The organism is Methylobacterium sp. WL1 (genome assembly GCF_008000895.1).
Taxonomy (GTDB): Bacteria; Pseudomonadota; Alphaproteobacteria; order Rhizobiales; family Beijerinckiaceae; genus Methylobacterium.
In genome coordinates, this window is record NZ_CP042823.1 from 68,373 (window position 1) to 91,195 (window position 22,823).

Annotated in this window: 17 protein-coding genes and 1 pseudogene; 11 read left to right on the forward strand and 7 right to left on the reverse strand. The window is 70.4% G+C overall.

What is annotated here, in order from left to right:
- Window positions 1–136 precede the first annotated feature (136 nt).
- The 4 genes and pseudogenes from rsmD to FVA80_RS00595 all read right to left on the reverse strand — a co-directional run bounded on the left by rsmD (window position 137) and on the right by FVA80_RS00595 (window position 3,238).
- Entirely contained in the window at window positions 137–694 is a 558-nt protein-coding gene (gene rsmD / locus FVA80_RS32100; protein ID WP_147908484.1) for a 16S rRNA (guanine(966)-N(2))-methyltransferase RsmD, read from the reverse strand.
- A pseudogene (locus FVA80_RS00585) lies at window positions 691–2,611 on the reverse strand (pseudouridine synthase). The gene rsmD and the pseudogene FVA80_RS00585 overlap by 4 nt, the downstream one beginning before the upstream one ends.
- Before the next feature lie 143 nt (window positions 2,612–2,754).
- A complete protein-coding gene (locus FVA80_RS00590; protein WP_007558816.1) occupies window positions 2,755–2,931 on the reverse strand; it encodes a DUF1328 domain-containing protein in 177 nt (58 codons plus the stop codon).
- 115 nt (window positions 2,932–3,046) lie between these two features.
- Window positions 3,047–3,238 carry a CsbD family protein gene (locus FVA80_RS00595; RefSeq protein WP_147857530.1) on the reverse strand — a complete coding sequence of 64 codons (192 nt, stop codon included), beginning with the start codon at window positions 3,236–3,238 and terminating at the stop codon, window positions 3,047–3,049.
- A 164-nt stretch (window positions 3,239–3,402) separates the two neighbouring features.
- Between FVA80_RS00595 and FVA80_RS00600 the strand changes: the two genes are divergently transcribed.
- Window positions 3,403–3,876 carry a nucleoside deaminase gene (locus tag FVA80_RS00600; protein ID WP_147909781.1) on the forward strand — a complete coding sequence of 158 codons (474 nt, stop codon included), beginning with the start codon at window positions 3,403–3,405 and terminating at the stop codon, window positions 3,874–3,876.
- Window positions 3,877–3,950: 74 nt separating this feature from the next.
- Entirely contained in the window at window positions 3,951–4,655 is a 705-nt protein-coding gene (locus FVA80_RS00605; RefSeq protein WP_147909770.1) for an SDR family NAD(P)-dependent oxidoreductase, read from the forward strand.
- 7 nt (window positions 4,656–4,662) lie between these two features.
- Here the strand turns inward: FVA80_RS00605 and FVA80_RS00610 are convergent, their stop codons facing one another.
- Window positions 4,663–6,435 (reverse strand): outer membrane beta-barrel protein, encoded by a 1,773-nt coding sequence (locus FVA80_RS00610; protein WP_147909782.1) that lies wholly within the window; start codon window positions 6,433–6,435, stop codon window positions 4,663–4,665.
- Window positions 6,436–6,767: 332 nt separating this feature from the next.
- Here FVA80_RS00610 and FVA80_RS00615 point away from each other — a divergent pair, with 332 nt between their 5' ends.
- The 3 genes from FVA80_RS00615 (at window position 6,768) to FVA80_RS00625 (ending at window position 9,703) form a co-directional block, all read left to right on the forward strand.
- Window positions 6,768–7,271 carry a MucR family transcriptional regulator gene (locus FVA80_RS00615; RefSeq protein WP_147909771.1) on the forward strand — a complete coding sequence of 168 codons (504 nt, stop codon included), beginning with the start codon at window positions 6,768–6,770 and terminating at the stop codon, window positions 7,269–7,271.
- A 112-nt stretch (window positions 7,272–7,383) separates the two neighbouring features.
- Window positions 7,384–8,382, forward strand: a complete 999-nt coding sequence (locus tag FVA80_RS00620; protein WP_147909772.1) for a LacI family DNA-binding transcriptional regulator — start codon at window positions 7,384–7,386, stop codon at window positions 8,380–8,382.
- A gap of 145 nt (window positions 8,383–8,527) precedes the next feature.
- Window positions 8,528–9,703, forward strand: a complete 1,176-nt coding sequence (locus tag FVA80_RS00625; protein WP_147909773.1) for an MFS transporter — start codon at window positions 8,528–8,530, stop codon at window positions 9,701–9,703.
- Between the two features lie 15 nt (window positions 9,704–9,718).
- Here the strand turns inward: FVA80_RS00625 and FVA80_RS00630 are convergent, their stop codons facing one another.
- Window positions 9,719–14,563 (reverse strand): NAD-glutamate dehydrogenase, encoded by a 4,845-nt coding sequence (locus FVA80_RS00630; RefSeq protein WP_147909774.1) that lies wholly within the window; start codon window positions 14,561–14,563, stop codon window positions 9,719–9,721.
- A 92-nt stretch (window positions 14,564–14,655) separates the two neighbouring features.
- Here FVA80_RS00630 and FVA80_RS00635 point away from each other — a divergent pair, with 92 nt between their 5' ends.
- The 4 genes from FVA80_RS00635 (at window position 14,656) to FVA80_RS00650 (ending at window position 18,442) form a co-directional block, all read left to right on the forward strand.
- Window positions 14,656–15,141, forward strand: a complete 486-nt coding sequence (locus tag FVA80_RS00635; protein WP_246692217.1) for a MarR family winged helix-turn-helix transcriptional regulator — start codon at window positions 14,656–14,658, stop codon at window positions 15,139–15,141.
- 37 nt (window positions 15,142–15,178) lie between these two features.
- Window positions 15,179–16,477, forward strand: a complete 1,299-nt coding sequence (locus tag FVA80_RS00640; RefSeq protein ID WP_147909775.1) for an MFS transporter — start codon at window positions 15,179–15,181, stop codon at window positions 16,475–16,477.
- Window positions 16,478–16,564: 87 nt separating this feature from the next.
- Window positions 16,565–17,836: a multidrug effflux MFS transporter gene (locus FVA80_RS00645; protein ID WP_187193559.1), complete on the forward strand. Its 1,272-nt coding sequence runs from the start codon at window positions 16,565–16,567 to the stop codon at window positions 17,834–17,836.
- Window positions 17,837–17,911: 75 nt separating this feature from the next.
- Window positions 17,912–18,442 (forward strand): DoxX family protein, encoded by a 531-nt coding sequence (locus tag FVA80_RS00650; RefSeq protein ID WP_147909776.1) that lies wholly within the window; start codon window positions 17,912–17,914, stop codon window positions 18,440–18,442.
- Between the two features lie 5 nt (window positions 18,443–18,447).
- Here the strand turns inward: FVA80_RS00650 and FVA80_RS00655 are convergent, their stop codons facing one another.
- Entirely contained in the window at window positions 18,448–19,896 is a 1,449-nt protein-coding gene (locus FVA80_RS00655; RefSeq protein WP_147909777.1) for an MFS transporter, read from the reverse strand.
- A gap of 206 nt (window positions 19,897–20,102) precedes the next feature.
- Between FVA80_RS00655 and FVA80_RS00660 the strand changes: the two genes are divergently transcribed.
- Both FVA80_RS00660 and guaB read left to right on the forward strand, forming a co-directional pair.
- A complete protein-coding gene (locus tag FVA80_RS00660; RefSeq protein ID WP_147909778.1) occupies window positions 20,103–20,993 on the forward strand; it encodes a DUF3313 domain-containing protein in 891 nt (296 codons plus the stop codon).
- A gap of 162 nt (window positions 20,994–21,155) precedes the next feature.
- Window positions 21,156–22,649: an IMP dehydrogenase gene (gene guaB, locus FVA80_RS00665; RefSeq protein WP_147909779.1), complete on the forward strand. Its 1,494-nt coding sequence runs from the start codon at window positions 21,156–21,158 to the stop codon at window positions 22,647–22,649.
- The last annotated feature ends 174 nt before the right edge of the window (window positions 22,650–22,823 follow it).

Here is a 22,823-nt window from a genome sequence, read left to right on the forward strand (position 1 = left end):
AACCGTGTGAACTCGCGAACCGTCCTGATCGAGCCCCGTCGTCGGCACCGCGTCGAACGGGCTGATCCGCCGGCGATCGGGCTCGCGATACATTTCAGACCCGAACGCGGGGCGGAAGTTCGCGACCGACGCGCCGTCAGCCGGCGAAGCGCGCCACCGATACTGCCGTGTCGCCGTAGACCCGCCGCTCCAGCGCGGTGAAGTTCTCGGGCCAGTCCAGTTGAACGCCCTCCGCCTCCTCCACCACGGCCAGGGCGCCCGGCGACAGCCAGGCCCCGCCGGCCGCGCTCGCCAGCGCCTGGGGCGCAAGCCCACGATTGTACGGTGGATCGCAGAAGACCAGCGAGAACGGAGCCGTGGTCCCGGCCGGACCGAGGCGCGTCGCGTCGCGCCGGAACAGCCGAGTCACGCCCTCGGCGCCGAACGCCTCGATGTTCGACCGGATCACCGCCCGGGCCTCGGCCCCCTCATCGACCAGCAGGGCGTAGGCCGCGCCGCGCGACAGCGCTTCGAAGCCCAGCGCTCCAGTGCCGGCGAACAGGTCCAGCACCCGCGCCCCGGCGACGACCTCGTCGTAGGCGTGGGTCAGCACGTTGAACAGCGATTCCCGGAGCCGGTCGGAGGTCGGCCGGATCGCGTCGGAGCGCGGGGTCGCGAGCTTGCGGCCGCGCCACGCGCCGCCGACGATCCTCATCGGCCTCCGCGCGGCGGACGACCGCCACCGCCGCCACCACCGCCGCCGGGCTTGCCGCCGCCCTGAAGCCGCCCGACGCCCGCCCGGCTTGCCGCCCGGCCCCTGCCGGCAAACCCGCCAGCACTCTTGCCCCGAAACCGCCAGAGCTTTTCCCGGCGAAGCCCCGCTCTTCCCCGCGAACCCGCCGGGCTTGCCGCCAAATCCACCGGGCTTGCCGCCGGGTCGCGCGCCCGCCGGCTTCGGTCCGCCGAAGGCCGGCTTGCCCCCAGGGCCGGAGCGCTCGCTCCGGAAACCGCCATTGCCGCGGGGCGGGCCGTCTGCAGTCGAACCTCCGAACGGCCGATCCCGGCGTTCGGGCGGCCTGCCGTCACGGCGATCGTCCCGTCGCGTGTCGTCCCGTCGCGCGTCGTCCCGTCGGCCAGGCGCGCCCCGGGGGGCGTCGCGTGGCCCGGAACGGTCACCGAACCGCGGCCGATCGCTCGCACCTCTGTCAGTCCGCGGAGCCGGCCCGCGATTGCCCCAGCTCTCGCGATCCGAGCGGCCGGGCGCGCCCCGCTGTGCGCCATCGGGGGCGCCGCGATCGGCGTAGCGACGCCGGGGCTGCTCCTCCGGCGCCGGTGCAACTGGGCTCGCCGACAGGCGCTCGACCACGACGCGACGATCACCGGTGCGAATCGAGCCGACCCGCTCGTGACCGCGCTCGGCCGCGGCTGCCTGGGACGCGCGGGGATCCTCGCCCCGTCGCGGTACGCGGGCCGCCCGCGGCTTGCCGGATTCCTCATCCGACCGCCACGCGGAGCGGCGCGGACCGGAGCCAGCCCCACCGGTCGAGACCCGGGGCGCCGGCGCGGGACGCGCGGCATTGCGGGTGTTCGAGGGCGCCGGTGCGCGCTCGGCCTTCTTGGGGCTGCCGAAGGCGCCGATCGGCTCGCGCACGGGGCTCTCGAAATCGACCCCGGCCTGTTCGGCCAGCGCCTTGCCGAGCTGGTCCTTCAGCACGCGCATGCGCACCTCCTCGACCAAGCCGACTTCGAGGTCGCCGAGCTGGAACGGCCCGAACGACAGGCGAATCAGCCGGTTCACCGAAAGGCCGAGATGCTCGAGGATGCGTTTGACCTCGCGGTTCTTGCCCTCGCGCAAGCCTAGCGTGAGCCAGAGGTTGTCGCCCTGGACGCGATCGAGGGTCGCCTCGATCGGGCCGTACTCCATCCCGTCGATGGTCACGCCCTTCGCCAGCTTGTCGAGCTGGGCCTGGTCGGTGTCGCCGTGGGCGCGGACGCGGTAGCGGCGCAGCCAGCCGGTATCGGGATGGGCGATCACCTTCGCGAGACCGCCGTCGTTGGTGAGAAGCAGCAGGCCTTCGGTGTTGATGTCGAGCCGGCCGACCGCGACCACCCGTGGCAGATCTTCGGGCAGGACTTCGAACACCGTCTGGCGGCCTTCCGGGTCCCGGGCCGTGGTCACGAGGCCGCGCGGCTTGTGGAAGATCCACAGGCGGCTGCGCTCGCGCGCCGGCATGCGCTCGCCGTCGATCAGGATCGTATCGTCGTCGGAGACGTTTCGCGCCGGGGAGGTCAGGGTCTCGCCGTTGACGCTCACGCGACCGGCCAGGATCATCGCCTCCGCGTCGCGGCGGGAGGCGATGCCCGCCCGCGCCATCGCCTTGGCGATGCGTTCGCCCGGAGGGGTCGACGCCTCGGCCTCCGGTTCCGCGGCCTCAGCGGCGTCCTCGGCAACGGGCTCGGCAGCGACCGGCTGCTGAGGCGGCCGCGGCTCGCTCTGCGAAGACTTACCCTTCGGCTTCGTCTCGGATTCGCTGCCCGCGTCGGTTGCGGGCGTCCAGCGCTCGGTCCGCGTGGTGTCGGTGTCCGGCTGGGCAGAAGCCCCCGGACCGTCGTCTTTCGGCAAGTCACTCATGAGCCGGCCATATCAGAGCCGGCCCGGACAGGCGAGACGGGTTGAGCATCCACGGATGCACAACCCGACAACGCGCAGCCCGCGAACGCAAAAGGGGCGGCCCGGCCGGACCGCCCCGAAAGATCCGCGCCGCGGCGCGCCGTTCAAAGCCTCGGGGATCTCCCCCGCATCACGCCGAACACGGCGGAGATCAGGAACAGGGCGATCGCCACGAAGAAGACGATCTTGGCCGCCTCGACGGCCGTGCCGGCGATGCCGCCGAAACCCAGGAGCGCCGCCACGAGGGCGACGACGAGAAACGTGATAGCCCAACCGATCATGGCATCCTCGCGAAGTTCAGCCGGTTCAAGATCGGAACCCGCGAGATGTGGATTCCGATCCCGTCGATCCTCAAGGATCAGATCTTGCCCGAGCGATCAGATCTTGCCTGAACGATCAGATCTTGTCGGTCGCCGACTTCACGGCGCCCTTGGCGTCGCCCACGGTGCTTTGGGCCTTGCCCTTGAGCTCCTGAGCCGCGCCGTCAGCCTTCATCTTGTCATTGTTGGTCACGTCGCCCAGACCCTGCTTGGCCTTGCCGAGGGCCTCGTTGGCGGCGCCCTTGATCTTGTCCGTGGTGCTGCTCATGGCGTTTCCTTCCGTACAATCTCTCGCGGCGGCGCCGCAATCGTAAAGGCAACGGTGACGATGAGAGGAATGTTCCAGGCATTAACATTGACCTGGATCGGTTTCCGGCGCCGGTCGGTGCCTGTCCCGGCGATGGGGTGATAAACACCGTGACGGTCGATCCGATCCAGGACGCTGAGCACGAAACCGCGAACACCGCGGGGGCGTTCGACCGCGCTTTCACAGCGGCGCGCGCGGCCGCTGAGGCCGGCGAGGTTCCGGTCGGGGCGGTGATCGTGCGCGACGGCGTGGTGCTGGCCGTCGCCCATAACCAGCCGCGGGCCCTGCACGATCCGACCGCCCACGCCGAGATCCTGGCGATCCGCGCCGCCTGTGCGGCCATCGGCGACGAGCGCCTGACCGGCTGCGATCTCTACGTCACCCTCGAACCATGTCCGATGTGCGCCGGCGCGATCTCGTTCGCCCGGATCCGGCGGCTCTATTACGGCGCCCCCGACCCCAAGGGCGGCGGCGTCGAGCACGGCCCGCGTGTCTTCAACCAGCCGACCTGCCACCACGCCCCGGAGGTCTATGGCGGGTTCCGCGAGACCGAGGCGGCCCTGTTGCTGCGCAGGTTCTTCGCCGTGCGCCGCGCGTGAGGGCTGAAGCGAGCGAGGGCTTGAAGAAGCGGCGCCGCGCGGCATCCTGACAGGATCGAACGGAGCGTCCGCCCATGACACCGCATTATTCCCGCGCGCTGATCGTTGGAGCCGGCTCGGGCCTCAGCGCGTCGCTCGCCCGACTGCTGGCGGCGGACGGGCTGAAGGTCGGCCTCGCGGCCCGCAATATCGACAAGCTCGCCGCGCTGGCGGCCGAGACCGCCGCCGCAATCCACGCCTGCGATGCGAGCGACCCCGGCCAGGTCGAGGCCCTGTTCGCCCGGATGGAGCCGGCGCTGGGTGGCCCGCCCGACGTGGTGGTCTACAATGCCAGCGGTCGGCTGCGCGGCCCGGTGGTCGACCTCGATCCGGCAGCGGTGGCGCAGTCGCTGATGGTGTCCGCGTATGGCGGCTTCCTGGTGGCGCAGGCAGCAGCACGCCGGATGCTGCCGCACCGGAACGGGGCGATCCTGCTCACAGGCGCGTCGGCCAGCGTGAAGGGCTTTGCCGGCTCAGCGCCTTTCGCGATGGGCAAGTTCGCCCTGCGGGGACTCGGCCAGAGCCTCGCCCGCGAGCTGCAGCCGCAGGGCATCCATGTCGCCCACGTGGTGATCGATGGCGCCATCCGGAACCCGGCGCGCGGCGGTGAGCCGGTGGACGCCCCCGACAGCCATCTCGATCCGGATGCCATCGCCCGCGCCTACCGCGACCTGCTGCGCCAGGATCGCAGCGCCTGGACGACGGAGCTCGAGCTGCGCCCCTGGGTCGAGCGATTCTGAGGGTGGTTCAGGGATTTACGCGCACGCCGAGCAGGAAGGTGTTGTCGCGGAAGCTCGAGCCCGCCACCGTGCTGTCGATCTGCTGGTAGATGTAGGTGCCGCGCAAGGTCAGCCAGCGGGTAAACCGGTAGTCGAGGCGCGCCGTGGCGGAGAAGCCGTTCTCGCGGATGGTGCTGCCCTGATAGTCGTTCTTCAGGAACGAGCCCCCGAAGACGATCGACAGGTTGCGCAGCAGATCGTGCTGGAGCTCCAGGGTCGCGACCTCGGTGAAGATGCCGCTGGAGCCGAGCACGGTGGTCTCGGTCACACCCGTCGCCGCGGTGAGGCGGACCGTGGTGAGCGGACTGAGGGACCAGACCAGCGCGGCATTGACCAGCGGCGCGTCGATCGCCCGCAAAGACGGGTCGACGTAGGAGCGGTGCTGGATGCCGGCGGAGATTTCGCCAGTGATCGAGCGGGCCAGCCCGAAGCTCGCTCCGACCATGAGAGCGATGCCGTCGGAATCGCGTTGAATGCCGTTGGTGTCGCGGCGCAGGTCGTAGACGCGGGTATCGGCGAGGAGGTCCACGAATGGACTCAGGTCCGGGCTGACCTCGTAGGCCGTGCGCAGCTGCAGGCTGTACTGGTTCAGGTTGCGGTCGGCCTGGTTGATGGTCACGCCGCCCGGGAGCTGAGCGTTGTCGAACTGGGAGCGATCGACCGAGCCGCGCAGGGTCACGGAAAGCCGGTTGAACGTCTCCGTGGCACCGAGGGACGTGCCGTAGACCGCGAGCAGCGGCCGGCTGGTCGCCGCGGCTGCCTGCAGGTTCGGGCTCGACGTGCGCTGCGTGTCGACCAAGAACCGGCCTTCGGCATCGACGTGCAGGTCGCGGTTGACGTCGATACGCAGGCGCACCGTTCCGTCCGCGGCCGGCCGGCTGGCGGCCTCGTTCTGGGGCGTCTCCAGGTAGGAACCGCGCAACGCTCCCTGGAACGAACTCGACGACCAGTCGCTGCGGAAGTCGACGGCCGCTTCGGTACGCAGGGCCACCGATCCCTTGGCGAGCTGACGGCTGGTCTGGTCCGGGTTCGAATCGTAGCCGATGCTCTGCGTGAAGCTCGGCAGCACCGTGAAGGTCCCGATCCGATAGCCGATCGGTGCGTAGGCCGGGTCGGTCGGGATCGGCCGCGCCAGGTCCGTGCCGAGGATGAAGCCGGGCGTCAGCAGGCCTAGCGCCGGAGTGATCGCGAAGAGCGGAAGGATCGGGCGCGACGCCAGGACCTGCGACACCGGCACGCCGACGACGGCCTGCTGGACCACCGGGGTAAGGCGCAGAGCGGGGGCCGGAACCTGTGTCACCTCCTGTGTGACCCGGCGGGTCGGGGAGCCGATGCGCCGGGGCGGCGCGGCTCGGGTGCGCAGCAGACTCGACGGCGTCCGGTTGTTTGGGGCCGTGGTGGACCCACCAGTGCGCTGGCCGCCGCCGGTGATGCGGGTGCCGAGCTGCGAGAGCCCCGGCTGAGTCTGGGTCGGGATCGCCGGGGAGAGGGGGGAGCGCAGGCTGTCGCCGCCGGTCCGCTCGCCGCTCGTGGCGTCACCACCGGTGGATGCGGGTCCCTCGTCGCGGGACAGTCCGTCCGGCACGCGCCGCCGGAGCGCGGGAAGGCCGTTGGGCGCCGTGTCCTGCCCGATCCCGGGATTGTCGGGTTGGCCGGTGACCGGGCTGATCGCGTCGAAGCGCTGGCCTGCGGACGGCGATGCGGAGAGCGCGAGCGTCAGCGCCGCAAAGGCCAGCCGCATCTCCTGCCGTCGCCGCCGATCAGCGCCCGCCATCCGCACCTGTTCTTGGCCTCCACCTAAGCCCCGGGCGCCAAGAGCCGGGATCAACAGATCACGCCGCCGCCTGCGCGGTCGCCGATATGGTTAACGCAAGCTAGCGCCCGCTTGGTTAATGCGCGGTCAACACCGAGCCCCGACGGCTGTTACAGCCCCGGTGCAGTCACTCCTAAATTTCGATACTGCAAGAAAGTTGAGATTGAGCTTTTATCGCGGATCCGTTAGCCTATCCCAGAATTCGTCATATTCCGTACGGGATACGCCGCACCGGATAGTTGCTACGACAGAGGTTCAACGTGAGCGATAGCGCTGAAGCTGAGCAGGCCGAACACATTGACCTAGCGGTCGATATCATCGCGGCCTATGTGTCCAACAATTCGGTGCCACCCTCGGAACTTCCAGGGTTGATCGGCGGCATACACGCGGCCCTGAACAGCCTCGCGGCTTCGGGGTCATCGGCGACGACCGTCGTGGAAAAGATGAGCCCGGCGCAGATCCGGAAATCCATCACGCACGACTACATCGTCAGTTTCGAAGACGGTAAGCCCTACAAGACGTTGCGCCGCCATCTGACGCTGCGCGGGCTCAGCCCGGAGGCGTATCGCGAGAAATGGGGCCTGCCGCGGGACTACCCGATGACGGCGGCGAGCTACTCGGCCCAGAGGTCCGAACTCGCCCGCGCCCTCGGCCTCGGCCAGCAACGGCGCAAGTCCCGGGGAGCGGCGGCCGCGCCTGCGCCGGAGGAGCCGGCTCCGACCGCACCGAAGACGCGGGGACGCAAGAAGGTCCCAGCCGAGTAGGATTCGACCCGGACGCACGGCCTCCGTTTGTCAGGGGACGCTTCGGAGCGTGACACGCCGGACGGGGCGCGCAACCTAAGCGCGTTCTCTCCCGAAGCGATGCACGCACATCATGGTCTCGAAGCGCTACCCGACATCGGTCGAGGTCGCCCGCCTCGCCGGGGTCTCGCAATCGGCGGTGTCCCGCACCTTCACGCCGGGTGCCAGCGTGTCGGCCCGGACCCGCGACAAGGTCCTGGCGGCGGCCGAGACCCTGGGCTTTCAGCCGAGCCTGATCCCCAGGATCATGCTGACCGATCGGTCGGGCCTCGTGGCCCTCGTGGTCGGGGGCCTGGAGAACGCGTTCTACGCGCGCGTCGTCCAGATCTTTGCGGCGCGGCTCCGGGAAGCCGGCAACCAGATCGTGCTGGTCCCGGTCGACAGCGACTACACCCTCGACGCGGTGGCGGCGCGCCTGGCTCAGTACCGGGTCGACGCGATCGTCAGCGCCCTGGCGGTCCTGTCGCAGGACGCCGCCGAGACGCTCTCGGCCTCTCGAATCCCGGTCGTCTCGTTCAATACCCCGGTGACGGCCGAGCGCATCGGCTCGGTCGGCTCGGACAACGCGCTGGGAGGTCGGCAAGCCGCCGCGCTCCTTCACGATCGGGGCGTGCGCCATCCGGCCTTCATCGCCGGTCCGGCGGACAGCCCGGCCAGCGCCGAGCGGCTCGCGGGCTTTCGCGACGGACTGCGCGCGGCAGGACTGCCGGAGCCGCGCGTCGCGGGATCCGCCTACACGTATGAGGGCGGCGCCGAGGCGGCGATGCGGATCCGCGCGGACGCCCCGTTCGACGGCGTCTTCTGCGCCAACGACCTCTGCGCTCTGGGCGCGATCGACGCGCTGCGGCGCGCCGGCCGTAGCGTCCCCGACGAGGTCCGCGTGATCGGCTACGACGACATTCCGGCGGCGGGGTGGAGCGGCTACGATCTCACGAGCTTCGACCAGGACGTGCCGGCATTGGTCGAGGCGGCGCTGGCCATGATCGCCCGGATGTCCGAGCCTGAATCTGCCCTCGGCGAGCGTGTGCTGATCCCGCCGCGGCTGATCGAGCGCGGCAGCACCCGGGCCTGATCGCCGGGGATCGACGGCCGGCACCTTGCGCGCGGCGCAACCGTGCGTCGCGTGTGCATCGCTATGCAAAAGCGCGCGCTGCTCCATCCTTCATCATGCTGCGTTGCACAAAGCGACGCCCGCCGTCTGAACGAAGGAAGCCGACGTGCTGTCCCTGCCGATCCTCGCCCTTGCCGTCGCTTCATTCGGCATCGGCACCACCGAATTCGTCATCATGGGCCTGCTGCCAGAGGTGGCGCACGGCTTCGGTGTCACCATCCCACAGGCCGGCTACCTCGTGTCCGGCTACGCCATGGGCGTCGTTGTCGGCGCGCCGATCGTGGCGATCGCCACCGCGGGCTTGCCCCGGAAGACGGCCCTCCTCGCCCTGATGGCGGTCTTCCTGATCGGCAACGTCGGCTGCGCCTTGGCGCCGAGCTACGGCCTGCTGATGGCGGCCCGGATCGTCACCGCCTTCGCGCACGGGGCGTTCTTCGGCATCGGCGCCGTGGTGGCGCGCGATCTGGTGCCGCGCGAGAAGCGGACCCAGGCGGTTTCGCTGATGTTCGCCGGGCTGACCCTGGCCAACGTCCTCGGTGTGCCGTTGGGAACGGCCCTGGGTCAGGTCACCGGATGGCGCTCGACTTTCTGGGCCGTGGTGGTGATCGGCCTGCTGGCCGGGCTGGCGATCCAGCTGTTCGTGCCCGCCGGCCTGCCCGGTACCCGCGGCGGCCTGGTCAAGGAGTTCCGGGCGCTGGGGCGCTGGCCGGTGCTGCGGCCGATGCTGATCTCGACCCTCTCCTCGGTCAGCTTCTTCACGGTGTTCACCTACATCACGCCGTTCCTCACCGGCGTGACCGGGTTCTCGTCGCAGGGCGTCACCGGGGTATTGTTCGCCGCCGGTATCGGCCTCACGGTCGGCAACCTCGCGGGCGGCCACTTCGCCGATCGGGGCCTGATGGCCACGATCATCGGCGGGTTCATCGGCATCGTCGCGGTGCTGCTGGTCCTGGCGGCGGTCGCCCACCACGCCATCCCGACCGTCGCCGTGCTGGTCCTGTGGTCCGGCCTCGCCTTCGCGCTGGTCTCGCCGCTGCAGATCTGGGTGGTCGAGGCCGCCAGCGACGCGCCGAACCTTGCCTCTACGCTGAATCAGGGTGCGTTCAACCTCGGCAACGCCACCGGCGCCTGGATCGGCGGCACCGCCCTGACGTTCGGGGCGGGCTACGGCCAGCTTCCCTTGCTCGCAGCCGCCGTCTCGATCCTGGGCCTCGGCCTGACGGTCACCGCCGTCAGCCGAAGCGGCCGCCGGATTTTCTCCGCCTCGACGCCGGGCGCCTGACCACCGGGCGACCCTTCAATCCGCCCGGACCAGATCGCCGAGCAGGCTCGCCGCCACCGTGGCCTTTGAGACAGTGAGGCCCGAGGCGCTGATCGCGTCGACAGCATCACGGATGCGGACCAGCGGCGCGCCCCGGGCCTTGGCCCAGGCCTCGACCGCCTCGGGCCCGGCGCCGAGATCGGCCACCACCTCGGCCGTGAGCTTGCGGTGCGCGGCGGCGATGCCGGCCACCGCGCGCTCCAGCGCGACCCGGTCGAACGTATCGGCCACCGGCACGGTTCGCGCCGCGGCGGCGAGCTCGTCGAGGCGGAACGCGTGTTCCAGGGCGAAATGCGTCGCCGCCACCTCCTCGACCGGGCGGCCGCTGGCCTCGGCGACGCGCACGATGTCGGGCGCGGATATCAGGGCGTCGAGGGAGGCGAGCCGCCGGGCCTGCTGCCGGGCCATGCCGTGGCCTTCGAGCTCCGACGCGCGGTTGCCGATGGCGGTGAGCGCCTGGGCGTCGAGCACCTTCGGCAACGCCGCCTCCACGGCCGCCACGCCGTCGCGGTAGCGCGCAACCAGGGGGGCGAGACCCCCGGTCAAGTCGAGGTTGCGAATGAACCAGACGATCCGGTTGGTAAGCAGGCCCTGCACCTCGGCATAGAGGCCGAGCTGGTCCTGTCCGGACAGGCCGCCGCCCAAACCGTCGATAGCGAGGTTCAACTCCATCAGCCCGAAGGCGTCGCGGGTGATCGCGTAGGCCTTGGCGATGGTCGCGGCGTCCGCCCCGGTGCCGTCGATCAGCCGGGTGACCAGGGACGGGCCGCCGCGGTTGACGATGATGTTGGCGAGCGCCGTCGAGATGATCTCGCGGCGCAGCCGGTGGCCCTTCACGGCATCGGGGAACTGCTCGCGGAGCGCCTTCGGGAAGTAGCGCTGCAATTCGCGATCGAAATACGGGTCGTTCGGCACCGTGCTGGCCAGGATCGCGTCGTACAGCGACAGCTTCGCGTAGGCGAGCAGCACGGCGTATTCCGGCCGGGTCAGCCCCTCGCCGCGGCGCATCCGCTCGGTGATCGTCGCATCGTCGGGCAGGTATTCCACGGCGCGGTCGAGGCGCCCTTCGGCCTCCAGCGCCTGCATGGTGCGCATCGCGAAGCCGGTCTCGCCGAGGCCGCCGCGCTGGGCGAGCGACAGGGCGAGGGTCTGCAATTCGTTGTTGCGCAGGACCAACCGTCCGACCTCGTCGGTCATCGTGGCAAGCAATGTGTTGCGCGCCGCATAGTCGAGCCGCCCATCCCGCTCGGGGACCATGAGGGCGATCTTGATGTTCACCTCGACGTCGGAGGTGTTCACGCCGGCGGAATTGTCGATCGCGTCGGTGTTGAGCCGGATCCCGGCCCGGGCCGCCTCGATACGCCCGCGTTGGGTGAGGCCGAGATTGGCCCCCTCGCCGACAGCCTTCACCCGCAGCTCCGGCCCGGTGATGCGCACGGCGTCGTTGGCGCGGTCGCCGGCATCCTCGTCGGTCTCGGTGGTGGCGCGGACGTAGGTGCCGATGCCGCCGAACCAGAGCAGGTCGGCCGGCGCCTTCAGGATTGCCTGCATCAGCTCGGTCGGCGTCGCCTCGGCCCGGTCGAACCCCAGGGCGGCTTGGACGGCCGGAGAAAGCGGCACGGTCTTGAGGCTGCGCGCGAACACGCCGCCGCCCTGTGAGATCAGCGCCGTGTCGTAATCCGCCCAGGACGAGCGGCCGAGGTCGAACAGGCGCCTGCGCTCGGCGAAGCTCTTCGCCGCGTCGGGGTTCGGGTCGAGGAAGATGTCGCGGTGGTCGAAGGCCGCCACCAGGCGGATGCTCTCGGACAGCAGCATGCCGTTGCCGAACACGTCGCCGGACATGTCGCCGACTCCGACCACGGTGATCGGGTCGGCCTGGACGTCGACGTCGATCTCGCGGAAGTGGCGGCGCACCGCCTCCCAGGCACCCCGGGCGGTGATGCCCATGCCTTTGTGGTCGTAGCCCTGGCTGCCGCCGGACGCGAAGGCGTCGCCGAGCCAATGGCCCTTCTCCAGGGAAAGCGCGTTGGCGATGTCCGAGAAGGTGGCGGTGCCCTTGTCGGCCGCCACCACCAGGTAGGCGTCGTCGGGGTCGTGCCGCACAGTGTCCGGCGGCGGCACGATCGCCTGATCCACGATGTTGTCGGTGAGTTCGAGCAGGGTGCGGATGAACAGCCGGTAGCTCTCGGTGCCCTCCTGCATCCAGGCCGCCCGGTCCGAGGCCGGGGGCAGGCGCTTGGGGAAGAAGCCGCCCTTGGCGCCCACAGGCACGATGACGGCGTTCTTGACCTGCTGCGCCTTCACCAGGCCCAGGATCTCGGTGCGGAAATCCTCCGGCCGGTCGGACCAGCGCAGGCCGCCGCGGGCGACGTAGCCGAAGCGCAGGTGCACGCCCTCGACCCGGGGCGAATAGACGAAGATCTCGAAGAACGGCCGCGGCAGCGGCATCGCCGTCACCTTGGCGCAGGCGAACTTGAAGCTGATCGTCTCCCGGGGGCGATCACCCTCGGCCTTCTGGAAGAAGTTGGTCCGCACCGCGGCCTCGACCAGATTGACGAACCGGCGCAGGATCCGGTCGTCGTCCAGACTGGTGACGTCGCCGAGCGCCTCCTCGATCAGGGCACGGGTCTCGGCTTCGCGTGCGGCCCGGTCGCCGTCGATCAGCGGATCGAAGCGTGTCCGGAACAGGCTGACGATCGCCCGGGCGATCCCGGGATGCCGGCTCAGCGTTCCGGCCATGTAGTCCTGGCCGTAGCGGATGCGCAGCTGGCGCAGGTAGCGCCCGAGCGACCGAAGCAGGGCGGCATCGCGCCAGGGCAGGGCGGCTTCCAGCACCAGCCGGTTGTAGCCGTCCGATTCCGCCGCACCGTCGGCCAGCGCCAGCATCGCCTCCTCAAGGGGCTGCTCCAGCGTAGCAAGGTCGATCGCGGCGCCGCTGGCCCGCTCGATCCGCATGTCGTGCAGCCAGACCCGGGCGGATTCGTCGAGCCCGGCCGGGCGGACCTGGTAGGTTCGCTCATCGATGACGCGGAAGCCGAGGTTCTCCAGCACCGGCACGCGGTCGGAGAGGGCGATCGCGGTGCCGCGGGAGAACACCTTTAGGCGGACCTGCGCATCCGAATCGCCCGCCCGGCGGGCGAGATGCACCGCACGCGGCTGCACGTCGCTCAGTGCCTCCAGGATGGCGATGTCGGCGACCGCCGCACCGGACTGGAAGTTGTCCCGGTAGGCCGCCGTGAACGCCTCCGCGTAGCGCGACGCGAGCCGGCGAGCCCGGCCGCCGTCGTGGGCCTCCGCCAGGGCCGCACTGAGGGCGTCGCCCCAGGTGCGGACCAGGGCGGCGATTCCGGCCTCCAGCGCCGCGGGGTCCTGCTCGGGCATGCCCTCCTCCGGCAGACCGATGATGTAGTGGGTCCGGGCCAGCGGGCCTTCGGGCAGTTCCGAGTAGGCCGCGCTCGGGCGGCCGCCATAGGCCTCGGCCAGGTAGGCGCCGATCCGGGCGCTCACCGTCGAGTCGAACCGGTCTTTCGGCACGAACACCAGCAGCGAGACGAAGCGGCCGAACCGGTCCGGGCGCGACAGCACGCGCAGCCGCGGCCGGTCGGCGAGGTTGGCGATCGCCAGGGTGAACCGGTACAGCCGGTCTATATCGATCTGAAATAGCTCGTCCCGCGGATAGGTCTCCAGGACCGCCAGGAGGCTGCGCCCGGCATGGCTGGTCGGGTCCAGGCCGGCCCGCTCGGCCACCGCCTCGACCTTGCGGCGCAGGACCGGCACCTCGCGCGCCGGGCTGGTATAGGCCGCGGCCGTGAACAGGCCGACGATCCGCACCTCGCCCGACAGCTTGCCGGTGTTCGAGAACAGCTTCACGCCGACATAGTCGAGATAGGAGACCCGGTGGACCCGGGACTTCGCGCTCGCCTTGGTGATGATCAGCGCCTGCGGCTCTTCCAGGAAGGCGAGGATCTCGGGCGTGTAGTCGACCGGCGTCCGGCCCCGGCGCAGCGGCGTGGCGCCCGGATCGCGCAGCACCCCGAGGCTGGAGCCCTCGATCAGCGGATGGCCGTCACCCTCGATACCGTGCTGGCGCATGCCCAGCACCAGGAACTGCCCGTCCGTCAGCCAGTCGAGGAAGGCGCGCGCCTCGGCGACCTCGGCCTCCGGCAGCGGGGAGGGGGCGCGGCCCAGACTTTCGGACAGTGCGGAGATGCGGGCTAGCATCGCGTCGTGGTCGTCGCCCGCCAGGGCCACGTCCCGATAGACCTGAGCGAGGGCCTCCTCCAGCCGCGCCCGGGCCTCGCCGTCGAGGCGGCCGAGATGGAGGTGGATGAAGCTTTCGCGCGCCAGGCTGCCATGGGCATCCGCGGTCGTCTCGCCGACCACGCGCACCAGCGCCCCGGACGCGTCGCGCTCGACCCCGAGGATCGGGTGGGCGACGAGATCCGGCGTCAGGCCCTGCTCGGTCAGCTCGGCCAGGGTCGAATCCAACAGGAACGGCCGGTTGTCGTTGATGACCTCGATGATCGTCACCTCGCGCGACCGGCCGTCCCGAACAAGCTCGGTGTCGCTCAGGCGCAGTCGGGCCGGATCGCCGGGCTTGCGCGGCTCTGACAGGAACGCGCGGGCGCGGACCGCGAGCTCGGCCAAGGAATCGCCCGGGTAGGGGGCCACGTCCTCGGGGGTCACGCGCCCGAACAGGTCGCGGACGAAGCCGCCGGGGCCGCCCCTCTGTGCCACGATCTCGGCCGCAGCCTCGATGAGTCCGGACCGGGCCGATTTCTGTTCCGAGGACGACAACGCCGTGGAAGTTTCGAGTGTCATCGCGCCTCTCACGAACCGGGAGCCTGCCGGCGCAGCGTTATCAGGGAGATCCGCCGTGTCGATGACAGCGTGACGGATTTCCCTATCGCTGCATGTCGAACCGGCCGAACCGTCAGGGCCGGCTTGTCGCGCGGCATATCCGTGCATATACACGCATCGTGATGACGGATCGTCCGAGCGAGCCCTGCACCTGTTCCGCTCTGCGCCGTGCCACGCGGGCGGTGACCACGATCTATGACGAGGCGCTGCGTCCCTGCGGGCTGCGCGTCACCCAATTCGCGATCCTACGCCTGCTCGACCGTCTGGGTCCCAGCCCGGTGACGCGGCTCGCCGCTGAAGCCGCCCTGGAACGCACCACGATGGGCCGCAACCTCGATCCGTTGGAGCGGCGCGGCCTCGTGCGGATCGAAGCCGGCGAAGCGGATGCGCGCGCTCGCGTGGTCTCGCTGACGGACGCCGGACGCGCCGCCCTGGCGGCGGCAATCCCCCATTGGCGGGTCGCGCAAGGGCGCATCAACGCGCGAATCGAACCCGCCGCCGTCGCGGCTCTGACCGAAGCCCTCACAGCCGCCCCCTGACACGCCGCCGGCCGTCTCAACACCCCGGAGCCCGAACATGCCCGTTCCCGTCGAGACGCTGCCCGCGCCGCCCCCCGTGCCGCGCCTCCACTATGCCTGGATCGTGGTCGCGGTGACCTTCCTGGTGCTGCTGATCGGGGCGGGGGTGCGCGCGACGCCGAGCGTGCTGATCGTTCCGTGGGAGCGGGAATTCGGCTGGACGGCCGCCACGATCAGCGTCGGCATCGCGCTCAACATTTTCCTGTACGGCATGATCGGGCCGTTCGCGGTGGCGATCATCGAGCGCTTCGGCCTGCGCACCGCAGTGTGCTGCTCGCTCTTCGTCCTGGCCGTCGGCACGGCCGCCACCAGCCTGATGACGGCGCCGTGGCAGATGGTGCTGCTCTGGGGCATCGTGGTCGGATCGGGCTCCGGCATGGTCGCCAACGTGCTCGGCGCCACCGTGGCGGGCCGCTGGTTCGGCAAGCGGCGCGGCCTCGTTGTCGGGTTGCTCACCGCCAGCAGCGCCACCGGGCAGCTGATCTTCCTGCCGATGCTGGCTTCGCTGGCCGTCGGATCGGGCTGGCGCTCGGTCTCGCTTCTGGTTGCGGCCGTGACCCTGCTGCTGATCCCGCTGGCGGCCCTGCTGCTGCGCGACCGGCCGGCCGATCTCGGCCTGCCCCGCTACGGCGAGACCACGATCACGCCGACCCCGGTGCTCACCGAGAACCCAGCGGTGCGTGCCCTTCGCGGTCTGCGGACCGGCCTCAAATCGAAGGATTTCTGGCTGCTCTCGGGCACGTTCTTCATCTGCGGCGCCTCGACCAACGGGCTGATCGGCACCCACCTGATTCCGGCCTGCATCGATCACGGGATCGCCGAGGTCACGGCCGCGGGCCTGCTCGCGGTGATGGGTATCTGCGACCTGATCGGCACCACGGCCTCGGGCTGGCTCACCGACCGGTTCGATTCCCGCAAGCTCTTGGCCTGGTATTACGGCCTGCGCGGCCTGTCGCTGATCTTCCTGCCCTACTCGTTCGACCTCAGCTTCTACGGCCTATCCCTGTTCGCGGTGTTCTACGGGCTCGACTGGATCGCCACCGTGCCGCCCACCGTGCAGCTCGCCGGAAAGTCCTTCGGCGAGGAGAATGCCGCGCTGATGTTCGGCTGGATCGCAGCCGCCCACCAGATCGGCGCCGCCTCGGCCGCCTGGCTCGCCGGCATGGTCCGGACCGATACCGGGACCTATCTCGGCGCCTTCGTGTCGGCCGGCTTGCTCTGCCTGGTCGCTGCCCTGATGGCGGGCTTCGTCGGGCGCAACCCCCGGGAGCCGGCCCTGCGCCCGCTGCCGGCCTGAGCTGCACCGCGCAGGCACGTCGGCCATAAGCGTGCCGCGAAGGGGGCGCCTCCGTCGGGCGATTCCTTCGCAGCACGAGGGCGTATTGTGACAATCGCGATCCGGCCTAACCCGCCGGTCCAGGACGTTCCTGCCGCGCAGACCCGGTCGGGACCGGGCTTCACCGAGTTCGTCGCCATCATCGCGCTGATGATGGCGGTCACCGCCATCTCCATCGACAACCTGCTGCCGGCCTTCCCGGCGATCGAGGCCCGGTTCTCCGTGCCCGATCCGAACCGGCTGCAGCTCCTCGTTTACGTGTTCATGGCGGGATTCGGAATCGCCCAGCTCGCCTACGGGCCGATCTCGGACACCTTCGGGCGCCGGAAGGTCCTCCTGGCGAGCCTTGCGATCTACGTCGTGGGCTGCGGGCTCGCCATGGTGGCGCCGAGCTTCGGCTGGCTGCTGGCGGCCCGGGTCATCCAGGGCATCGGCGCAGCGGGTGGGCGCGTGCTCTCGGTGGCGATCGTGCGCGACCGGTTCGCCGGACGCGAGATGGCGAGCGTGATGTCGCTCACCATGATGGTTTTCCTGATCGTCCCCATGATCGCCCCGGCGATCGGCGGCCTGATGCTGGCGCTGGGGTCGTGGGTCTACGTGTTCGTCTCGATGCTGGCTTTGGCCTTCTGGCTGACCGCCTGGTTCTCGCTGCGGATGCCGGAGACCCTGCACCCGGAATATCGTCGCCCGCTCTCCCTCGGGGCGACCTGGGACGCGGTGCGCACCACGGTGACGACCCGGGTCTCCATCGGCTACGCCACGGCGCTCGGCCTGCTCACCGGCTGCATCATGGGCTATGTCGGATCGGCCCAGCAGGTGTTCGACACCGGGCTGTACCATCTCGGGCCGCTGTTCCCCCTGGCCTTCGGGCTGGTGGCCGGCGCCATGGGGGCGGCGACGCTGATCAACGCCCGGATCGTCCGGCGGCTCGGGATGCGGGCGCTCTCGCATGCCGGCATCATCGCCTTCACGCTGGTGGCCCTGGCCCAGGTCGGCGTCGGGCTCGCCTATCACGGCCACCCGCCGCTCGCGGCGTTCCTGTCGATCCTGGCGGCCAACCAGTTCCTGATGAGCTTCGCGCTGCCGAACTTTAACGCCCTGGCGCTAGAGCCGCTCGGCGCCATCGCGGGCACGGCCTCGTCGTTCGTCGGGTTCTACACCACGATGCTGGGGGCGTTCTCGGGTTACGTGATCGGCCAGGCCTTCGACGGGACCGTGCTGCCGGTCGGGATCGGCTACGCTACCCTCGGGGGCCTGGCGCTGCTGGTGGTGCTCTGGACCGAGCGCGGCCGGTTGTTCCGGGGCGGGGTGGCGGGTTGAGCGTTCGGACTTAACCCAGCCTTCAAACCAATACGGCACCCTCCGGTCAGCCCTAACAGCCGACCGGACTCGACCATGATCGCCCGCGCCCAGGACGGAACCCTTCTCGCCGCGCGCCTGCTCCTGGCCGCCGCACTCCTGCCAACCGGAATCGCGCGGGCGCTGAACGTCTCGGGCTTCGCGCTGACCCTCGCCGGCAGCGGCATGCCATTCCCGAACGCGGTTGCGACTGCCGCCGTGGTGGTGCAGGTGTTCGGCCCGCTGGCCCTGATCCTCGGTGTGCTGCCGCGCCTGACAGGGCTGGCCCTCGCGGTCTTCGCGGCGGTGACGGCCGTGATGCTGCACGCGTTCTGGCAATATGTCGGGCCGGCGGCGGTCGCCGAGCGGACGCTGATGCTGGCCGATCTCGGCCTCGCGGGCGGGTTCCTGATCTACGCCCTGACCGGTCCCGGCGCCTTTAGCTGGCAGGGCTGGCGCGCTGGCCTCGCGACGGAGCGGCCGGCTCCGAAGCGCGCGCCCACCAAGGCACCGACCAAGATCTCTGCGGCGCGGGGCGGCGCCAGCAAGAAATCTGGCGGTCGCGCGCCGGCCCGCGCCGCGGCCTGATCGGGTCAGTTCGCCCGCGGCTTCATCTCGGCCGACGCCGGCGGGGTCGCCGCGACAATCCTGCGGCCGGAGATCTCGGCCCCGGCATCCGGCGTCAGCTTGCGGAAGGCCAGCACCGAGGCCGCCGAGAGCACAGCCACGGCAAAGAAAGCCGGGCCGAAATCGCCGGCCTCGATTTGCGTTCGACCGTGGAAGCCGGCGGCGCCCTCGAGCGCCAGCGCGCCGAGGGTCACGCCGAGGCTCAGCGACAGCTGCTGGCAGACGCTGGCGAAGCTCGTGGCCGCGCTCATCTCACGGGATTCGAGGTCGGCATACGCGATGGCATTGACGCAGGTGAACTGCACCGAGCGCGAGCAGCCGCCCAGGAACAGCAGCGCGATCATGATCCAGTGCGGCGTGTCGGCGGTGTAGATCCCGTTCACCGCCAGGAAGGCCGAAGCCAGCACGGCATTGAAGACCATCACGGCGCGGAATCCCAGGCGGCGCAGGATCTTGGGCGCGAGGGTCTTCACGAACATCGCGCCGGCCGCCGCCGCGAAGGTGATCAATCCTGAATGCAGGGCGTCGAGCCCGAACCCGACCTGCAGCATCAGCGGCAGCAGGAACGGGATCGCGCCGGTCCCGACCCGGAACAGGCTGCCGCCCAGGATCGCGACCCGGAAAGTCGGGCGGTTCATCAGGTCAAGCCGCACGATCGGGTGGGCGGCCCGCCGCGCATGCGCGACGTAGAGCGGAAGAAGGATCGCCCCCGCGGCCAGGCATCCCCAGGAGACCGAGGCCGGGAGCAGATGGCGTCCCATCGAGGCCAGCCCCAGCATCAGGGCGGCGAGGCCGGTGCCGAGCACGAAGAAGCCGATCAGGTCGAGGGGCGGACGCTCCGGCTCGCGCACATCCTCGAAGTACAGGCTCGCCAGCACGATTCCGGCGACGCCGATCGGCAGGTTGATGAAGAAGATCCAGCGCCAGTCGAACCAGGTGGTGATCAGCCCACCCAGCGGCGGTCCGATCACCGGGCCGACCAGCGCCGGGAAGGTCAGGTAGGCCAGGGCGGTCACCAGCTGCGACTTCGGCACGCTGCGCAGCACAACGAGGCGCCCGACCGGCACCATCATGGCCCCGCCCATGCCCTGGAGGAACCGCGCCGCGACGAACCACGCCAGCCCGTTAGCCGCCGCGCAGGCGAGCGATCCCAGCATGAACACGACGAGCGCGGCCCGGAAGACCGTGCGCGAGCCATAGCGGTCGGCCATCCATCCGCTCACCGGGATGAAGATCGCCAGGCTGACCAGATAGGAAGTCAGCGCCAGCTTCAGGGCGATCGGATCCTCGCCGAGGCTTGCCGCAATGCTGGGCAGCGCCGTGGCGATCACCGTGGAATCGGTGTTCTCCATGAACAGGGCGGTGGCCACCGTCAGGGGGACGATCCAGAGCGGTCTTTGGGTCGAGGCAGGCATCGGACAGCAGACGCGTGTCGTGCCGAGACGGTTGCACGGCGGGGCCGCGAACTCGCACGGTCGTGTTTCGCGCCTGTATCCGCAACGCAACAGGGGTTGCGTCGTGACCGAACACCACCTTTTGTGCGCGTGATCCAATGGCTACGTTTAGCGCGAGCGGTCTTCCGGCCGTCGATACCGGCGCGGTGCCGGCCACGAGACACTCGATGCAGCCCAGTCCGAGCAAGCGCCGTTCCCTGTCGCGGCTCGCCGCCGCCGTCGCGCTCCTGTCGACGGTCACGGCCTGCGGCACCGTGCTGCTCAACGACCGCGGTTCGCTCACCCGCTACGATCGGCTGCAGGCGAGCAGCGCCGTCGCCTCGGCCTCGCGGCTCTACGTGGACCGGCCGGCCCTGGCCAAGGCCCGCACCGTGCGGATCATCCCGACCGCGTTCCACGCCGACGTCGCGGGCGCCGCGCCGCTCACTCAGGCGGAACGCCGCCTGATCGCCAACGCGGCCGACCGCGCGCTCTGTTACGACCTGTCGCTGCGCTACGACGTGGTGACCGGTCGCGACGCCGATCTCACCGTGCGGGCGCAGGTCACCCGGGTCGAGCCAACAGACCTGCTCGGCGCGGGCGCGACCATCGCGGGCTCGGCCGGCGTGACGGTGGCCTCGCAGGTGGGGCTTAGCGCCGTCGAGGGTATCGGCCGCATCCCGATCCCGCGCATCCCGATCGGGCTCGGCAGCCTCACGGTCGAGGCCGAGGCGTTGGATCGTCGTCGCGAGCAGCGCGCCGCGATGGTCTGGGGCGGGGCCGCGAACTCGTTCACGAGCCAGCCGCGCTTCTCGCGCGCCAGCGACGCCTACGACCTCGCCGGCGAGTTCGGCCAGGATTTCGGCTTCATGCTGGCCACCGGCGACGACCCGTTCAACGCCCCCAACACCCTGCCGACCTGGGACCGCATCCGGATCACCACGCTCGGCGAGGCACCGCTCGACCCCGATTGCGAGGCCTACGGCCGGGCGCCGGGCATCGACGGCATCCTGGGCGACTATATCGGCCTGCCGCCCGAATACACCGACAGGGGCGCTGCCGTTCCGGCAACACGCTGACCCGACCGCCGGTACAAAAAAGCGGGGGAGCCATGCGCGATTTCCCGCTGCGGCGCCGCGACGGCGCATTGGCGCGGCCGCGGACCCCATGATACTGGCACTTGCCAACCCGATCCCGCTGCGCACCCCCTCAAAGCGCGGCCGTCCGAGGAAAGTTGGCACATGGCCCGAGTCGATTCCGCCACGATCATCGAAGGCCTGACCTTCGACGACGTGCTCCTGCGGCCCGCCGCCTCCTCGGTGATGCCGACCGAGGTCAACGTCGCTTCGCGGCTGACCCGCTCGATCCCGCTGAACCTGCCGATCCTCGCCTCCGCCATGGACACGGTCACCGAGGCGCCGATGGCCATCGCCATGGCGGCCAACGGCGGCATGGGGGTGATCCATCGCAACCTGGAGCCCGCAGAGCAGGCCGAGCAAGTCCGTCTCGTCAAGAAGTACGAGTCCGGCATGGTGATGAACCCCATCACCATCCATCCCGACGAGACCCTGGCCGACGCCTTCGAGGTGATGAAGCGCAACCGCATCTCCGGGATCCCGGTGGTGGAGCGCGGGCCCAACGGCTCCCGGGGCAAGCTGGTCGGCATCCTGACCAACCGCGACGTCCGCTTCGCGACGAACCCCGCACAGCCGGTTGCCGAGCTGATGACCCGGGATCGGCTGATCACCGTCCGCGAGGGCGTGACCCAGGACGAGGCCAAGCGCCTCCTGCACCAGTTCCGCATCGAGAAGCTGCTGGTGGTCGACGACCATTACCGCTGCATCGGCCTGATCACCGTCAAGGACATCGAGAAGCGCGTGACCTACCCGTTCGCCGTCAAGGACGAGCAGGGCCGGCTGCGGGTCGCCGCCGCGACCACCACGGGCGACAGCGGCTTCGAGCGGGCCGAGCGCCTGATCGACGCCGGCTGCGACGTGATCGTGGTCGACACCGCCCACGGCCATTCGATCAAGGTGCTCGACGCCGTCGCCCGGGTGAAGCAGCTCTCCAACGCCGTCCAGGTGATCGCCGGCAACGTCGCCACCCGCGAGGGCACCAAGGCGCTGATCGACGCGGGTGCGGACGCCATCAAGGTCGGCATCGGCCCGGGCTCGATCTGCACCACCCGCATCGTGGCGGGCGTGGGCGTGCCCCAGCTCACCGCCCTGCTGGAGGCCGTGGAGGCCGCCGGCGAGGCCGACATCCCGGTCATCGCCGACGGCGGCATCAAGTATTCCGGCGACCTCGCCAAGGCGATCGCGGCCGGCGCCTCGGTGGCGATGCTCGGCTCTCTGCTGGCCGGCACCGACGAGGCGCCCGGCGAGGTGTTTCTGTACCAGGGCCGCTCGTACAAGTCGTACCGGGGCATGGGCTCAGTGGGCGCCATGGCCCGCGGCTCGGCCGACCGCTACTTCCAGGCCGAAGTCAACGACACCCACAAGCTCGTGCCGGAGGGTATCGAGGGCCAGGTCCCCTACAAGGGCCCGGTCGGCAACGTCCTGCACCAGCTCGCCGGCGGCCTGCGCGCCGCCATGGGCTATGTCGGCGGCGCGACCATCCCGGATTTCCAGGAGCGGGCGCAGTTCATCCGCATCACCAATGCCGGCCTCCGCGAGAGCCACGTCCACGACGTGACCATCACCCGCGAGAGCCCGAACTACCCGTCGCGGACCTGACGCCCACGTTCGATTTGGCCACGAAGCGTCCCCTCGCCCGCGGCGGCGAGGGGACAGGCACGTCAGCCTAGGCCCACCGATCATCACCGCCTTGACTCGATCCGGTGGGCGACCTCCGATGGCTGGGCCGGCACGGACCGATGCGGCCGACAACGATCTCGCCCCGGAGAGACC

Coding starts and splice junctions, on each gene's coding strand:
- rsmD (WP_147908484.1), bottom strand. CDS start 694: ATGAGGATCGTCGGCGGCGCGTGGCGCGGCCGCAAGCTCGCGACCCCG.
- FVA80_RS00590 (WP_007558816.1), bottom strand. CDS start 2,931: ATGATCGGTTGGGCTATCACGTTTCTCGTCGTCGCCCTCGTGGCGGCG.
- FVA80_RS00595 (WP_147857530.1), bottom strand. CDS start 3,238: ATGAGCAGCACCACGGACAAGATCAAGGGCGCCGCCAACGAGGCCCTC.
- FVA80_RS00605 (WP_147909770.1), top strand. CDS start 3,951: ATGACACCGCATTATTCCCGCGCGCTGATCGTTGGAGCCGGCTCGGGC.
- FVA80_RS00610 (WP_147909782.1), bottom strand. CDS start 6,435: ATGCGGCTGGCCTTTGCGGCGCTGACGCTCGCGCTCTCCGCATCGCCG.
- FVA80_RS00620 (WP_147909772.1), top strand. CDS start 7,384: ATGGTCTCGAAGCGCTACCCGACATCGGTCGAGGTCGCCCGCCTCGCC.
- FVA80_RS00630 (WP_147909774.1), bottom strand. CDS start 14,563: ATGACACTCGAAACTTCCACGGCGTTGTCGTCCTCGGAACAGAAATCG.
- FVA80_RS00635 (WP_246692217.1), top strand. CDS start 14,656: ATGTCGAACCGGCCGAACCGTCAGGGCCGGCTTGTCGCGCGGCATATC.
- FVA80_RS00640 (WP_147909775.1), top strand. CDS start 15,179: ATGCCCGTTCCCGTCGAGACGCTGCCCGCGCCGCCCCCCGTGCCGCGC.
- FVA80_RS00650 (WP_147909776.1), top strand. CDS start 17,912: ATGATCGCCCGCGCCCAGGACGGAACCCTTCTCGCCGCGCGCCTGCTC.
- FVA80_RS00655 (WP_147909777.1), bottom strand. CDS start 19,896: ATGCCTGCCTCGACCCAAAGACCGCTCTGGATCGTCCCCCTGACGGTG.
- FVA80_RS00660 (WP_147909778.1), top strand. CDS start 20,103: ATGCAGCCCAGTCCGAGCAAGCGCCGTTCCCTGTCGCGGCTCGCCGCC.
- guaB (WP_147909779.1), top strand. CDS start 21,156: ATGGCCCGAGTCGATTCCGCCACGATCATCGAAGGCCTGACCTTCGAC.